The 12,757-nt window shown below is 38.4% G+C and carries 15 protein-coding genes; 9 read left to right on the forward strand and 6 right to left on the reverse strand.

Annotation, left to right across the window (positions count from 1 at the left end; genetic code table 11):
- The first annotated feature begins 120 nt into the window (after positions 1 to 120).
- Together mgtE and MHB65_RS03600 are read left to right on the forward strand one after the other, a co-directional pair.
- Positions 121 to 1,497 carry a magnesium transporter gene (gene mgtE / locus MHB65_RS03595; protein ID WP_205441406.1) on the forward strand — a complete coding sequence of 459 codons (1,377 nt, stop codon included), beginning with the start codon at positions 121 to 123 and terminating at the stop codon, positions 1,495 to 1,497.
- 53 nt (positions 1,498 to 1,550) lie between these two features.
- Positions 1,551 to 1,952 (forward strand): hypothetical protein, encoded by a 402-nt coding sequence (locus MHB65_RS03600; RefSeq protein WP_243456009.1) that lies wholly within the window; start codon positions 1,551 to 1,553, stop codon positions 1,950 to 1,952.
- A 761-nt stretch (positions 1,953 to 2,713) separates the two neighbouring features.
- Here MHB65_RS03600 and MHB65_RS03605 read toward each other — a convergent pair.
- Positions 2,714 to 3,238, reverse strand: coding sequence for a CotY/CotZ family spore coat protein (locus MHB65_RS03605; RefSeq protein WP_004230953.1), 525 nt, complete (start codon positions 3,236 to 3,238; stop codon positions 2,714 to 2,716).
- Positions 3,239 to 3,371: 133 nt separating this feature from the next.
- Here MHB65_RS03605 and MHB65_RS03610 point away from each other — a divergent pair, with 133 nt between their 5' ends.
- The 6 genes from MHB65_RS03610 (at position 3,372) to MHB65_RS03635 (ending at position 6,215) form a co-directional block, all read left to right on the forward strand.
- Positions 3,372 to 3,776, forward strand: coding sequence for a YhcN/YlaJ family sporulation lipoprotein (locus MHB65_RS03610; protein ID WP_342442512.1), 405 nt, complete (start codon positions 3,372 to 3,374; stop codon positions 3,774 to 3,776).
- Positions 3,777 to 4,232: a stage V sporulation protein AC gene (gene spoVAC / locus MHB65_RS03615; RefSeq protein WP_205441410.1), complete on the forward strand. Its 456-nt coding sequence runs from the start codon at positions 3,777 to 3,779 to the stop codon at positions 4,230 to 4,232.
- Complete coding sequence (locus tag MHB65_RS03620) at positions 4,226 to 5,221, forward strand: stage V sporulation protein AD (protein WP_342442513.1); 996 nt, start codon at positions 4,226 to 4,228, stop codon at positions 5,219 to 5,221. Before spoVAC ends, MHB65_RS03620 begins: the two co-directional genes overlap by 7 nt.
- Positions 5,222 to 5,237: 16 nt before the next feature.
- A complete protein-coding gene (gene spoVAE, locus MHB65_RS03625; RefSeq protein WP_205447265.1) occupies positions 5,238 to 5,597 on the forward strand; it encodes a stage V sporulation protein AE in 360 nt (119 codons plus the stop codon).
- Positions 5,598 to 5,662: 65 nt separating this feature from the next.
- Positions 5,663 to 5,836 carry a YjcZ family sporulation protein gene (locus MHB65_RS03630; RefSeq protein WP_205441421.1) on the forward strand — a complete coding sequence of 58 codons (174 nt, stop codon included), beginning with the start codon at positions 5,663 to 5,665 and terminating at the stop codon, positions 5,834 to 5,836.
- A 130-nt stretch (positions 5,837 to 5,966) separates the two neighbouring features.
- Positions 5,967 to 6,215, forward strand: a complete 249-nt coding sequence (locus MHB65_RS03635) for a stage VI sporulation protein F (protein WP_141904781.1) — start codon at positions 5,967 to 5,969, stop codon at positions 6,213 to 6,215.
- A gap of 120 nt (positions 6,216 to 6,335) precedes the next feature.
- On the opposite strand, the gene MHB65_RS03640 is transcribed toward MHB65_RS03635, so the two are convergent.
- From MHB65_RS03640 to MHB65_RS03650, 3 genes are all read right to left on the reverse strand, one after another.
- Entirely contained in the window at positions 6,336 to 6,764 is a 429-nt protein-coding gene (locus tag MHB65_RS03640) for a GNAT family N-acetyltransferase (protein ID WP_205441423.1), read from the reverse strand.
- 3 nt (positions 6,765 to 6,767) lie between these two features.
- Positions 6,768 to 7,283, reverse strand: a complete 516-nt coding sequence (locus tag MHB65_RS03645; RefSeq protein WP_205441425.1) for a YjcG family protein — start codon at positions 7,281 to 7,283, stop codon at positions 6,768 to 6,770.
- A gap of 83 nt (positions 7,284 to 7,366) precedes the next feature.
- Positions 7,367 to 8,086, reverse strand: a complete 720-nt coding sequence (locus MHB65_RS03650) for an alpha/beta hydrolase-fold protein (RefSeq protein ID WP_342442514.1) — start codon at positions 8,084 to 8,086, stop codon at positions 7,367 to 7,369.
- Between the two features lie 113 nt (positions 8,087 to 8,199).
- Between MHB65_RS03650 and MHB65_RS03655 the strand changes: the two genes are divergently transcribed.
- Positions 8,200 to 8,781: a phosphatidylglycerophosphatase A gene (locus tag MHB65_RS03655; protein WP_054549790.1), complete on the forward strand. Its 582-nt coding sequence runs from the start codon at positions 8,200 to 8,202 to the stop codon at positions 8,779 to 8,781.
- A 649-nt stretch (positions 8,782 to 9,430) separates the two neighbouring features.
- Here the strand turns inward: MHB65_RS03655 and MHB65_RS03660 are convergent.
- Both MHB65_RS03660 and MHB65_RS03665 read right to left on the reverse strand, forming a co-directional pair.
- Positions 9,431 to 11,242, reverse strand: coding sequence for an ABC transporter substrate-binding protein (locus MHB65_RS03660; RefSeq protein ID WP_342442515.1), 1,812 nt, complete (start codon positions 11,240 to 11,242; stop codon positions 9,431 to 9,433).
- Between the two features lie 12 nt (positions 11,243 to 11,254).
- Positions 11,255 to 12,751: an ABC transporter permease gene (locus MHB65_RS03665; protein ID WP_342442516.1), complete on the reverse strand. Its 1,497-nt coding sequence runs from the start codon at positions 12,749 to 12,751 to the stop codon at positions 11,255 to 11,257.
- Between the last annotated feature and the right edge of the window lie 6 nt (positions 12,752 to 12,757).

Raw genomic sequence — 12,757 nt, forward strand, 5'->3', positions numbered from 1 at the left:
ACTCATGAATATAACTTAAAAAAGGGTTTGCAGAAAAGGTACAATACACTCTATTATATAGAAGGTAGATTTACGGCATTGCCCGTAAAATGATTGAAAGCTCGGAAGGAGGGGACAAGCATGATAGAGGAAAGAAATGAAAAGGATGATGTGCAATTTGATGAGGCACATCTACGAGAAATGCTAGAAGCACATGATATTGACGCATTCCGTGATGAGTTTTTAGAACTTCATCCATATGATCAGGCAACGTTTTACGAAAAGGTGGAACCTGATATAAGGAAGATCATCTATTCGTTCTTGTCTCCGACAGAAATGGCTGATATTTTTGAGGCAATCGATATCGAAGATGATGAGTATAAAGCATATCTAGCTGAAATGGATCCATCGTACGGTGCAGAAATGCTTTCTCATATGTACGCAGATGATGCGGCAGATGTCTTAAACGAACTAGATACGGCACAGCGCGAAAGCTATTTGGAAATGATGGATGAAGAGGCGGCTGAAGATATTAATGAGCTACTAAGCTATGATGAATATACAGCTGGTTCTATCATGACAACTGAATACGTCGCTATACCAGAAAATTCAACAGTACGTTCAGCAATGGCCATTTTGCGTAAAGAGGCACCCGATGCAGAAACTGTTTATTATATTTTTGTAGTGGATGAAGAGCATCGTCTGACGGGTGTCATATCATTACGAGATTTGATAATTGCAGACGAGGATACACTTATTCGTTCCATTATGAATGAACGTGTCGTGATGGTACATGTGGGTGATGACCAAGAAGAAGTCGCACAAATTATGAAGGATTATAATTTCTTAGCGACACCTGTTATTGATGATAAAGGGGAATTACTTGGTATTATCACGGTTGACGATATTATTGATGTAATTGATGAAGAGGCTTCTGAGGATTACTCTAAATTAGCCGGTATTTCGGATATGGATAAATTTGATGTAACACCATTCCAAGCAGCAAGAAAACGTTTGCCTTGGCTAGTGGTTCTACTGTTTTTAGGAATGTTAACAGCTAACCTAATGGGCCAATTTGAGGATACTTTAGATAAGGTTGCCTTACTTGCAGTCTTTATTCCCTTAATTTCAGGAACGTCAGGAAATAGTGGAACACAGGCATTAGCCGTGGCGATTCGAGGGATTGCAACAGGAGACGTAGAGGAACATAGTAAATTCAAGTTACTCTTACGTGAAGCAGGTACTGGCTTAATGTCAGGCGTTGTTTGTGGATTAATTGTGATTGGGATCGTTTATTTTTGGAAACATGAACTTGTCCTAGGTATGTTAGTAGGAGCAGCACTTTGTGGTTCCATTTTAGTGGCGACTTTAGCAGGTTCATTTATACCATTGTTAATGCATCGACTAAAAATAGACCCTGCTGTTGCATCAGGACCATTTATTACAACTTTAAATGATATTACAAGTATTTTAATTTACTTGGGCTTAGCGACAGTTTTTTTAAGCCAAATAGGCTAAGAACCAATTTGCTTACTTTCGCATATTGTATGGAAAAAAGGGAAGTGAGTAAAGTGGATCAAGAACCACGCTTGTTTATAAAGTCACCATCATATTTTTTGAATATTTCTAAGGTGTTACATGAACTTGATTTGGATGAAAGTACATCTGTATATGTAAAGGACAATATGTTCGATGAGCAAACGGCTGAAGAAAAAAATGATACAGTAGATGATGTACAAATAGATCCGTATTTACTGAAACAGCTCCAATTTTTAGAAAAGCCATTTCGTCAGAGAGCCTACCAGCCATTATTAGTTTGTTTAAAGGATGGTAGAAAATTAACTGGTACTGCTTCAGATGTACAGAGTGATTCTTTAATGCTTACATCATTAGAATTAAAAATACAGGAAATCATTCATTTTGAAGATATACAGCAAATACTTTGGCGTGGAAGAAAATTGCCAACATTATAAAAAAGGTGTACAGCAGGGGATGCTGTACACCTTTTCATAGTGTTGAAAAACAAAACCATCAATAGATTTTTTGTGAAAGGTAGAAATGGATTTCCGTTGCAGGCTACTTGCTTTCCTGTGGGCGAGCGCCGAATCGCTTCCTCCGCTACCGCTCCGTTTAGAGTTTTGCCTGTCTCGCTATCCCACGGGAGTCAAGTAGCCTTCCACTCCAATCCAAAAAACGTAATCTTTTTAGCAAAGGTTTTCACATAAAGTGGAGGTGTTCACTACTCTTTAGGAGGAGGTGTTGTCACGCGTCACTTCTCCACATTGAAAATAAGAGCCTATCCTCTCTCTAAGAATACAGATAATGGGCGATTTAATCGCTATGCTCCTATGAAAAAAAGTAAAGACACTTTTGCAGAATGGTTGATTGGAGTGGAGCCAGCGTCACTCCTAGGGGATTTAGCGTCACAGAGGAGACCCTGGAGCGAACGGAAGTGAGTGAAGCGGCTCATCGGACGCCCCCTGGAAAGGACGCTGGCGGAACGGAAATCAACCTCTCACCCTGCTAAAAGATCTTTTTCTGTTAGTGATATTTTCTTTTTTCATGTTGCTGAAAAAAGAAAATGGCATTAGCACACCTTCGCCTAATTTGGAAATCCATTTTCTCCTTTCACAAAAATTCTATGAATGGTTTTGTTTTCCGATACCATAAAAAAGTGTACAGCAGAGGATGCCGTACACTTTTTTTATGTGTGTGTGTGTCAAAGGTGAAAGAATTAGTCACAAATCCCTAAGTCAACATCAGCGATACATTGTACAGCGCAGAAGCAAGATAAGTCTACAGTAATACAGCTATCAGTTGAGCTCCAGTCATCTACTTTACAGATTTTCTTCATGTTTATACAACAACCGTCTTTGCTTAGTAAGTCTACTGTACTTTCACTAGAGTCAAATGTACATAATGGCTCTAAAACACGTAAAGTAGCACAGCATTCATCAAACATATCTTCTACGCGGAAGAATACGGATGTACAAATGCAAGGATCTGCTGTTGGAGAGTTAAAGAATGCTTTGAAAGGAGTACCATCTTTCGTAATTAACATGAATACACGTGTATCTGCTTGAGAGCGTGCAGGACTAACAATCCCACCTAGTGGCTCTAAGAAACAGTTAGCTGTACATGGAGAACACTCATCTCGCACCGCTTGATTTTGAATATCTAAAATAGCGCGAACTACGTCACAAACGCAGCCTGCTGAATGGATTGGTCCAATAGGATTTGTTGGCTTACCACAACCCATATTGTCACCCCCTTTCCTTGTTACTACTTCTACAATATGTACTTTTGAAAACTGGACTCGGGCTTTTGTGTATATCTTTGAATGAATAGTTTTTTTATGTGTGGAGAAACTGTAAAGAAAAGGAGGGTAAAACTTGAGGCTACTAGGAATGACGTTACCGCTCTTAGTTGTTTTATCGCTGTTAAATGGTTGTGCTGAAAAGGAAAAATTTATTGTCTATGGGTCGCCGCAAAATGAAAGTGAAGTCGAAGCCCTTATAAAAGAAGAAGACTATGTTGATCGTTCGACGGTTATCCAATATGACGATAGTATGCTTGTTGCAGTACAAATTGAACCATGGAAAAAGTGGAAAAAGACTAAGCTAGAGAAAAAGTTGCAAAAAAAACTTGAAGAGAAATATCCAAACAAGGATGTGTTTGTCTCCGCTGATTATAAAATTTTTTATGAAGCCAATAAAATAAAAAAGGATCAAGTGGAAGATAATAAATTGAGCGATAAAATTACAGAACTAATAGAGCTTGCAAAGGAGGAGACATAAATGGAAAAAGAGCAATATCAACAGTTAGAGCAAAATGTTACACCCAAGCCCCCTTATTTAAAAAATATAGCAAAAGCCTTTTTCGTTGGCGGTTTTATTTGTGCAATTGGTCAAGCTGTGTCTCTTTTTTATATTATTTTCTTCAATTTTACGGAGGCAACAGCAGGAAATCCAACTGTTGCAACGATGGTTTTCTTTGCCATGATTTTGACAGGTCTTGGTCTTTATAAAAGAATTGGTCAATTTGCTGGAGCAGGATCGGCAGTACCAGTAACAGGCTTTGGGAATGCCGTTATTTCGGCGGCTATCGAGCATCGTTCAGAAGGGTTAGTATTGGGAGTCGGCGGAAATTTATTTAAATTAGCAGGGTCGGTTGTTTTATTTGGTGTAGTGTCCGCGTTTTTTGTAGCGCTTATTAAATACATCCTTGTGACGATAGGAGTGGTTTCATGGTAATTGTATTTCAAACGAAGCCCTCTCTTTTAGCGGGTGGAGTGGTAGCAGGTCCTTTAGAGAATCGGAGTGTTTTTAGTCAATATTTTGACTCTGTTTATGATGATGAACGTTGGCAAATGAAAACAAATGAACAGGGGCATCGCAAAATGATCGAAGAAGCCTGTGAATTTGCTATGAAAAAAGTGGGCGTACAAAAAGGTGATATCGCCTATTTGATGGGTGGGGATTTAGTCAATCAAATGACACCGACTAATTTTGCGGCTAGAGATTTAGAAATCCCCTTTATTGGACTATTTTCGGCTTGTGCCACATCAGTATCTTCAGTCATTATTGCATGCCTGTTAACAGAGTTAGGTGCTGCTAATTTTTCATTAGCAGGTGCCTCCAGTCAACATAATGCAATTGAACGTCAATTTCGTTATCCCATCAATTATGGGGCGCAAAAACCACAAACAGCTCAATGGACTGTAACCGCTGCTGGATATGCACTAATTGGGAAGCATCGCGAGGAGTATCCTTCAATAGAAGCAGCAACAATTGGCAAGTCCGTTGATTATGGTATGGATGATCCTTTCCATATGGGTGCAGCGATGGCACCAGCTGCCTTTCAAACGATTCAATCTCATTTACAACAAAGAAACCAAAAAATTTATCATTACGATTTAATTTTAACAGGTGATTTAGGACAGCTTGGGTTAAAGCTATTGAAAGGAATGCTTGTTGAAAATGGCGTGAAAAATGAAGAGCTCACGTTATTGCGTGATGCAGGTGCCGAATTTTATGGACAGGATGAAGCATTCCAGTCGGGTGCAAGTGGAGCAGGCTGTTCAGCAGCTGTTTTTTTTAGTTATGTTATTCAACAAATGCGTGCAGGGAGCTATAAGCGTGTATTACTAGTAGCAACAGGGGCGTTATTATCTCCTCTGTCCTATCAGCAAGGCGAGACAATTCCATGTACGGCACATGCAATAGAAATTACGATGAAATGAGGCAAAAAACATGGTTATGACATTTGTATTTGCATTTATTGTTGGAGGCATTATTTGCGTCATAGGCCAATTATTAATGGATGTTGGCAATTTAACACCAGGGCATACACTAAGTACGTTAGTTGTCCTCGGTGCCATATTAGATGGTATGGGTTTATATGAGCCACTAATTAATTTTGCTGGAGCAGGAGCTACAGTACCCATTACATCCTTCGGGAATTCATTAACCCATGGTGCCCTAGCAGAGGCAGAGAAGCATGGACTTGTTGGCGTATTAACAGGCATGTTCGAAGTAACAAGCTCAGGAATCAGTGCTGCTATCGTGTTTGGCTTTATTGGTGCATTAATATTTAGACCAAAAGGAAATATTGACTAGACGAATACCCCTCCCATTTTTACGACCGAAACATATTATAGGTTGTAGAAGGGAGGGGTGCTTTTATGGGATACCAAGGCTGGGGCTCACAACCGTATGGAACTAACGTTGGTGGGTGGAACAATAGCTATTGCGGAGGATACTCTGGAGGCAACAACAACTATGGTTATGGTTCTACATTTGTTCTAATTGTTGTACTATTCATTCTATTAATTATTGTTGGCGCTACTTACATCTAATTTGATGAACATAATAAAGGCTTTAGCTTTTATTTAGGAAATGCTAAATAAAGTTAAGGCCTCCACCATTTGCGAAATGTTTCGTGCAAGATGCAAGGTCATATTGAGTTTTAATGATAGGAGGGAAAACATGCATCGCTCGTTTTTTAATTCGATTGAGAAAAAAACAGGTGTATCGATGGATGAAATCTTCGCATTAGCCAATGCCATTCAACATGCGGATTTTACCAGTGAAAAACAAGTAAGAAAAATTGTACGACGTGTTGCTAAAATATCTAACAGATCGATTACGCAAGAGTTAGAAGATAAATTAGTACAATCTATTATTCAAGATGGCGCATCACTAGATTTAGATAAAATCACTAGAATGATGAAGTAGCGCATGGCATATCTACTTGGCAATGCTGCTTGTTACGATAGAGTAGATAAATGGTGGCAAGCGAATTCGTCTCTTAAAAAAGGGGTGTTACGACATTGTAAATATCGTAACACCCTTTCATTAAATGTTCTTCTCCATAGCACGGTGTGGAATACCTGCATCCATAAACTCAGGTGAGGTAACTGTAAAGCCCAGCTTTTCGTAGAAGGGAATAGCATAGCTTTGTGCATGAAGTTTTAAGGTTTTTTTATTGATAGAAATGGCATGCTTCTCCATTTCCCTCATGATTAAAGCGCCCAATTTTTTGCCACGTTGAGATTGTAAAATACAAACACGTTCAATTTTAGCTGTTTTGTTGTCAATACTGCGTAAACGTGCTGCTCCTACAGGCTCATCGTTATCATACATAATGAAATGTGTTGCAGTTGCATCCTCAGCATCACATTCTAGATGAAGCGGAACACCTTGCTCTTCAACAAACACTTTTTTGCGAATAGCAAAGGCATCATCGTGTTCTTGCTTTGTTTCAACAATTTTTACGTTATACAACAATCACTCAGCTCCAGATAAACGGAATGTTTCGTATGTTGTCCATGAACCATCTTCTAGTTGATATAAAAGATGAATGCGATCAATTGTATCTTTTTCATCAACGCCTGTCATGCGTAATTGTCCAAAGATATCGTCATGCTCAGAGGCTGACATTTTTTGAGCGATTGTAATATGAGGAACAAATACATGTTTCATTTCCCCTTTAGGGATGCTGTCTTGAAGTGCATGTTGGAATGCCGCTAATTGTTCTGTTGGTTCAATGCGGAAGTAAATCGCATTTGTTGTAGGGAAAAACGAACTTATGCGAGATGCATGAATGTTTAAAGGTGCATATTTAGCAGCAAGTTCATCTAATTGCTTGACGATGGTTTGAATCTCTTCTTCAGACGCATCGAAGCTGTCCTTTAATGTCATATGCGGTGTAATCTTCGCATAATGAGGATCGTATCGTTTGCGATAAGTGTTCGCTAAATCTTGCAATTTTTTTGATGGAAATGCCACAATACCGTACTTCATAGTCCATTACCTCCCGAAAATAAACAATTTTTCTAATTAAGTATAACAGAAATTTCAGTTTTCGTAATTTGAATCGCCTAATATTAATTGAAATTTTCGATTAATGCACGTCGAAGATCTGGTTTCCAATATTTCCATGTATGATTGCCATCGAACTCGTCATAAAATGTAGTAAACCCTTTACTGATCATGAGATCATGCAATTGACGATTAGGTGTTAAAAAATCTTTGATGGTTTTATCCATTGTCACAACCTGATCTTCGCCTTTGCCGACAATATGGTAGATAGAAATGGACCCTGGATCTTTAAAATTTTCAACAGCCTTTAACACATCAGCGTCAACGTATGGTGATTGTAGAATGACTTTGCCAAAGATGCTTGGGTACTTTAAAGCAGCCATTAAGGAAGCTGTAGCAGCCATAGAGTCACCAATCACTCCACGACTCATACCCATTTGGTAAGTGGCATACTCACGATCTAAATACGGTACTAGCTCATGTGCTAAAAAGCGAAGATAGGCTTCATGTTGCTCACCGCTCGGAATATATTTATGTCGTCGATCTTTTATGTCTTTGTAAGGAACAAATGCAATAATTAAATTTTCGATTTCATAGTCATCAATCAGTTCATCAGCTAGCTTTGTAATACCGCCAAGTTGGAAGTAGTCTTTACCGTCTGATGCGATTAAAATATTGTATTTATATAGTGGAGAATAATTTGCAGGAACATAAATATAGAGCTGTAATTCCTCCTGTAATGACTCACTGTAAAATGTTAAATCCTGTACTGTTCCCTTATCCAATGATGACACTCCTTCTTATGTTTGTAACAAAATTGTACCATATTACGTAAGTAAAGGTATAATAGGTTGGGCTAGCATTATACTAGCAATAAAAATCGAAATGAGGGTTAATTATGCATAATAAAAGTATTCGTGTGCACTCTGACGAAGTAGCAAAGGCAGCTCAAGCCGCGTTAATTCGTAGAGGTGTAGCGATAGAGGATATCGCGCAAATTGTTTACGAAATGCAAAAAACCTATAATGAAGGTTTAACACTGGAGCATTGTGTTCATTCTGTTGAACGTGTATTACGTAAGCGAGAAGTACAACATGCTTTATTAGTAGGAATTGAATTAGATGAATTAGCAGAGAAGAAATTATTATCTTCACCACTACAGCAAATTATCGAATCAGATGAAGGTTTATTTGGTGTAGACGAAACAATCGCACTAGGATCTGTTTTTACATATGGCAGCATTGCCGTTACCACTTTTGGTCACTTAGACAAGCAAAAAATAGGGATTATCAAAAAACTAGATACAGAACCTGGACATCATGTCAACACGTTCTTAGATGATTTGGTTGGTAGTATAGCAGCTTCAGCGGCTTCACGTATTGCACATCGTATGCGTGATTTAGAAGAGGAAGGCGAAACATTTGCTGATATCGAACCTGAAGAGCTAGGGCCAAAACCAAAATCACATAATGAAATATAAAATGAGTTTCTACTATTAAAAATGAGCCTTCTCAAATTTTGAGAAGGCTCTCATAGTGTTGAAAAACAAAACAATCAATAGAATTTTTGTGAAAAGTGAAAATGAATTTCCGTTACAGGCTACTTGCTTTCCTGTGGGCGAGCGCCGAGCCGCTTCCTCTGCTACCGCTTCGTGCAGGGGCTCGCCTGTCTCGCTATCCCACGGGAGTCAAGTAGCCTTCCACTCCAATCCAAAAAACGTAATCTTTTTAGCAAAGGTTTTCACATAAAGTGGAGGTGTTCACTACTCTTTAGGAGGAGGTGTTGTCACGCGTCACTTCTCCACATTGAAAATAAGAGCCTATCCTCTCTCTAAGAATACAGATAATGGGCGATTTAATCGCTATGCTCCTATGAAAAAAAGTAAAGACACTTTTGCAGAATGGTTGATTGGAGTGGAGCCAGCGTCACTCCTAGGGGATTTAGCGTCACAGAGGAGACCCTGGAGCGAACGGAAGTGAGTGAAGCGGCTCATCGGACGCCCCCTGGAAAGGACGCTGGCGGAACGGAAATCAACCTCTCACTTGCAAAGTTGCTTTTTCTGCCGTTAACATGATCTTTTTTCAACAACATGTGAGCCTTCTCAAATTTTGAGAAGGCTCTAATTTGTACTACTTATTATCGTTATATGCTTTTACAAATTCTTTTACCTTGTCGCTATCTGCTTCAAGTTTTAAACCAGTATCAACTAATGGAGAGACTGTAGATACAGCTGGTTTTTTATTGCCTTGGTAATAGCTAATAAATTCGTCTTGGTTAATAGAGTATAGAATTGCTTTACGTAAATCTGCTGAATCAGAAACTGCACGGCCAGATGTATTCATTTGTAGGTAGGAAACAGCATTACTATCTGCCGTATTTAATGTTAATTTAGCATCTGATTTTACAATATCCAGTTTCGTTTCTGGTACTGTTTGAAGAACATGAATTTCACCATTACGTAATGCAGATAGGGCACTATCAACATCAGAGATGAAACGGACATTGATTTTAGCAATTTTTGGCTCGTATTCACTGCCAGCACGATATGCAGGGTTTTTCACAAACTGTGCTTCATAATCATTTTTCTTCACTAAAATGTAAGGACCACTTGCATATAGCTGGTTATTGAATGTTGCTGAACCCTCTGTTACAGTAGCTTGATCACCATAGGCAATGTCCTTGTCAGGGTTGTAGTTAGCCACATCATACGTATTAATACTTGTTACTTGTTTTTCAGACACGATACCACCAGATTGGTGTGCTAAATAATTTAATACTTGTGGGAAAGGTGTAGGTGTTGTAATTTTAACAACTTGGTATGCACCTGCCGCATTATTAACAGTACCTTTTTCTTTTGCTAACTGAGCTACAGAAGCAGGTAGGCTTTGAGATAATGCATCTAAAACGGATTGCTCAGAGCCAGATACTTTTTTATCTTTTAATTCAGCTAAATCTGAAACGATTTCCACTGTTTCAATATTTTCATGAATGCTATAAGTACGGTGATCTGGTACTGAGTTAGCATCTTTTGCACGATTTAATGAGAAGACTACATCTTCAGCTGACACTAATTCCCCCGTATCAACAGCAGCACCATCTTTCACAGCTGCAAAGTGGATATCATCTCGTAAAATGAAGTAATATTCTTGATTACCTTCAGCCATTACATGGTTATAAGATAGTGAACCATCTGAAACAACTTCATCTGTGTCTGTTAAGTTAACAAGACGAACATACATATTTGTGTTTAATGTGTTGATTGAACCATCATTCCCTTTAATTGGGTCAAGTGAAGTAAGAGAATTGATTGTTTGGTGTAAAATTAAAGGTTCTGTTGCATTTTTAGATGTATCATTAAATTCGATTTTTTCCCAAACTTGTGCACGAGATTTTGGTAAAAGAACTGTTTTAGGGTTTACTAGTTCAGAGTAGATCCCTTGATACTTATTGGAAATATATAAAGGCGCAATATAAGCCTGATCAAATACTAATAATTGCTCTAAATCTTTATATTTGGCTGCTGCTTCTTCACCAGTCAATGTGCTCGCTTCATCAATTAATGCATCTAATTTTGAATCTGCCACCACACTGTAGTCACCGCCAGTTTTAAATAAACCACGAACAGCATAGTCAGGGTTCCCTGTAACTGTCGTCCAGCTTGATAGGGCAAGGTCATAGTTACCTGCTTCTTTTTGAGCAGAGAAAGAACCGTAATCTGGTTGAATATTTAGCTTTACGTCAAAACCATTTTTTACTAATTGGTCACGTACAATATTCATATCTTCTTCAGAAGCTGCCATTCCTAATACTTCAATGGCAATCTTGCCATTGCTCTTGTCACTATCTTTTGAATCTTTACTGCCTTCTACGTCAGTTTTTGTTTGTACACAGCCAGCTAAAGCTAGTACTGCAACGAATAAAAATACAAGTAATTTCTTCATAGTTACCTCCGATTAATTTGTTTTTGGATCTAAAGCATCTCGTAAACCGTCTCCTAAGAAGTTAAAGGAGAGGACAAGAAGCATAATACAAAGACCTGGGAAAATAGCGACATATGAATGTGTCTCCAGGTACGTACTACCAACTTTTAAAATATTGCCCCATTCGGGAATATGCGGCTCAATACCTAGCCCTAAAAAACTTAAACTACTTGTTGAAATAACAGCTCCGCCAATCGTTAATGTTGCTTTCACAATCATGGGTGCTAAAGAATTGGGAACAATGTGCTTGAAAATAATAGCAGCATCAGATGCACCTAAAGCTCTAGCCGATTCTACAAATTCATAATTGGCAAGCTGCATAACATTTGCCCGCATTGTACGAGCATAGGTTGGAATTGCCCCAACACTAAGTGCAATAATGAGATTCACCGTATTAGCACCAAAAGCGGCGATAATTGCAATGGCTAACAATATCCCAGGAATGGCATATAAAATATCGAGACTCCGCATGATGATATTGTCAGTGGATTTACCATAATAGCCTGAAAATGCTCCTAATGCTCCACCAATAACTGCGGGGATAATCGTTGAGAAAAATCCGACGATTAACGATATTTGTGCTCCAAATACAATACGAGAAAATAAATCTCGGCCATAATTATCTGTACCTAGTGGATATTCTAATGTCGGTGTTTGTAGCAATGCTCCATAGTTATTTTCCGTAGCGAAGTCATAGTCAAAAGTCCAAGAGCTTGTAACGGACAACGAAAACATGAAAATAATAAAGAATAAGCCGAACACAGCCATCGTATTGCGTAAAATCTTTTCCCATATTTTTTGCCACTTCTCAATAGAAGATGGATTAGCCTTTCGAGCCTTTTGAATAAGGCTATATCCTAGTAAAGTCGCAAATAGATTACCAGTGAAAGTGGCCAATAGCAGGACAATACCTGGAATGAGCATCCATTTTGGTGCCTCAGTTGCTGTGACATATTTTGTACATAAAACGGCCATCACGATATAAAGAAGCGAGAGTACCAAAAAAACGCCCATTGCCAGTAAAAAGGTATCTGTTACATATGGCTTAAATAAATTCAACGCTGCAATACCTAAGATAAATAGTTGTGTGATAAAGGCATAAGCAGCAAAAGTATATTCTGCAGTCTTTCTTTTTGACACAAGCATAAATGCAAAGGATGTCGAAAAAATATTGCCTGACAGTATCGTTACTAAAAGGGGATAGCCAAACATTCGAGTGCTTTTTTGAATGTCACCATGCTTTGCTAAATCCTTTTTAATTCGTAAATTGACGAAGGCAACATATGCCGTGGTAATGGCATAAATAACAAAAAAGAGCAGAACCACAGGTCGCCAGCTATTGCTGGAAAAATTATAGCTATAGGCTAGAAATAGTAAAGAAAACAGTAAGGAAAAGACAAAAGTAAAATGAGAATTGACATATTCCTGTGTAATCTTCAAAAGTAGTTTGACATGTAAGATGTTTTTCACAGGTGA

This window comes from Lysinibacillus sp. FSL K6-0075 (assembly GCF_038592945.1).
GTDB lineage: Bacteria > Bacillota > Bacilli > Bacillales_A > Planococcaceae > Lysinibacillus > Lysinibacillus fusiformis_F.

What these genes read in the sequence shown, in the direction of transcription:
- mgtE (WP_205441406.1), top strand. Translation starts at nt 121, where the DNA reads ATGATAGAGGAAAGAAATGAAAAGGATGATGTGCAATTTGATGAGGCA.
- MHB65_RS03605 (WP_004230953.1), bottom strand. Translation starts at nt 3,238, where the DNA reads ATGGGTTGTGGTAAGCCAACAAATCCTATTGGACCAATCCATTCAGCA.
- spoVAC (WP_205441410.1), top strand. Translation starts at nt 3,777, where the DNA reads ATGGAAAAAGAGCAATATCAACAGTTAGAGCAAAATGTTACACCCAAG.
- MHB65_RS03620 (WP_342442513.1), top strand. Translation starts at nt 4,226, where the DNA reads ATGGTAATTGTATTTCAAACGAAGCCCTCTCTTTTAGCGGGTGGAGTG.
- spoVAE (WP_205447265.1), top strand. Translation starts at nt 5,238, where the DNA reads ATGACATTTGTATTTGCATTTATTGTTGGAGGCATTATTTGCGTCATA.
- MHB65_RS03630 (WP_205441421.1), top strand. Translation starts at nt 5,663, where the DNA reads ATGGGATACCAAGGCTGGGGCTCACAACCGTATGGAACTAACGTTGGT.
- MHB65_RS03635 (WP_141904781.1), top strand. Translation starts at nt 5,967, where the DNA reads ATGCATCGCTCGTTTTTTAATTCGATTGAGAAAAAAACAGGTGTATCG.
- MHB65_RS03645 (WP_205441425.1), bottom strand. Translation starts at nt 7,283, where the DNA reads ATGAAGTACGGTATTGTGGCATTTCCATCAAAAAAATTGCAAGATTTA.
- MHB65_RS03655 (WP_054549790.1), top strand. Translation starts at nt 8,200, where the DNA reads ATGCATAATAAAAGTATTCGTGTGCACTCTGACGAAGTAGCAAAGGCA.
- MHB65_RS03660 (WP_342442515.1), bottom strand. Translation starts at nt 11,242, where the DNA reads ATGAAGAAATTACTTGTATTTTTATTCGTTGCAGTACTAGCTTTAGCT.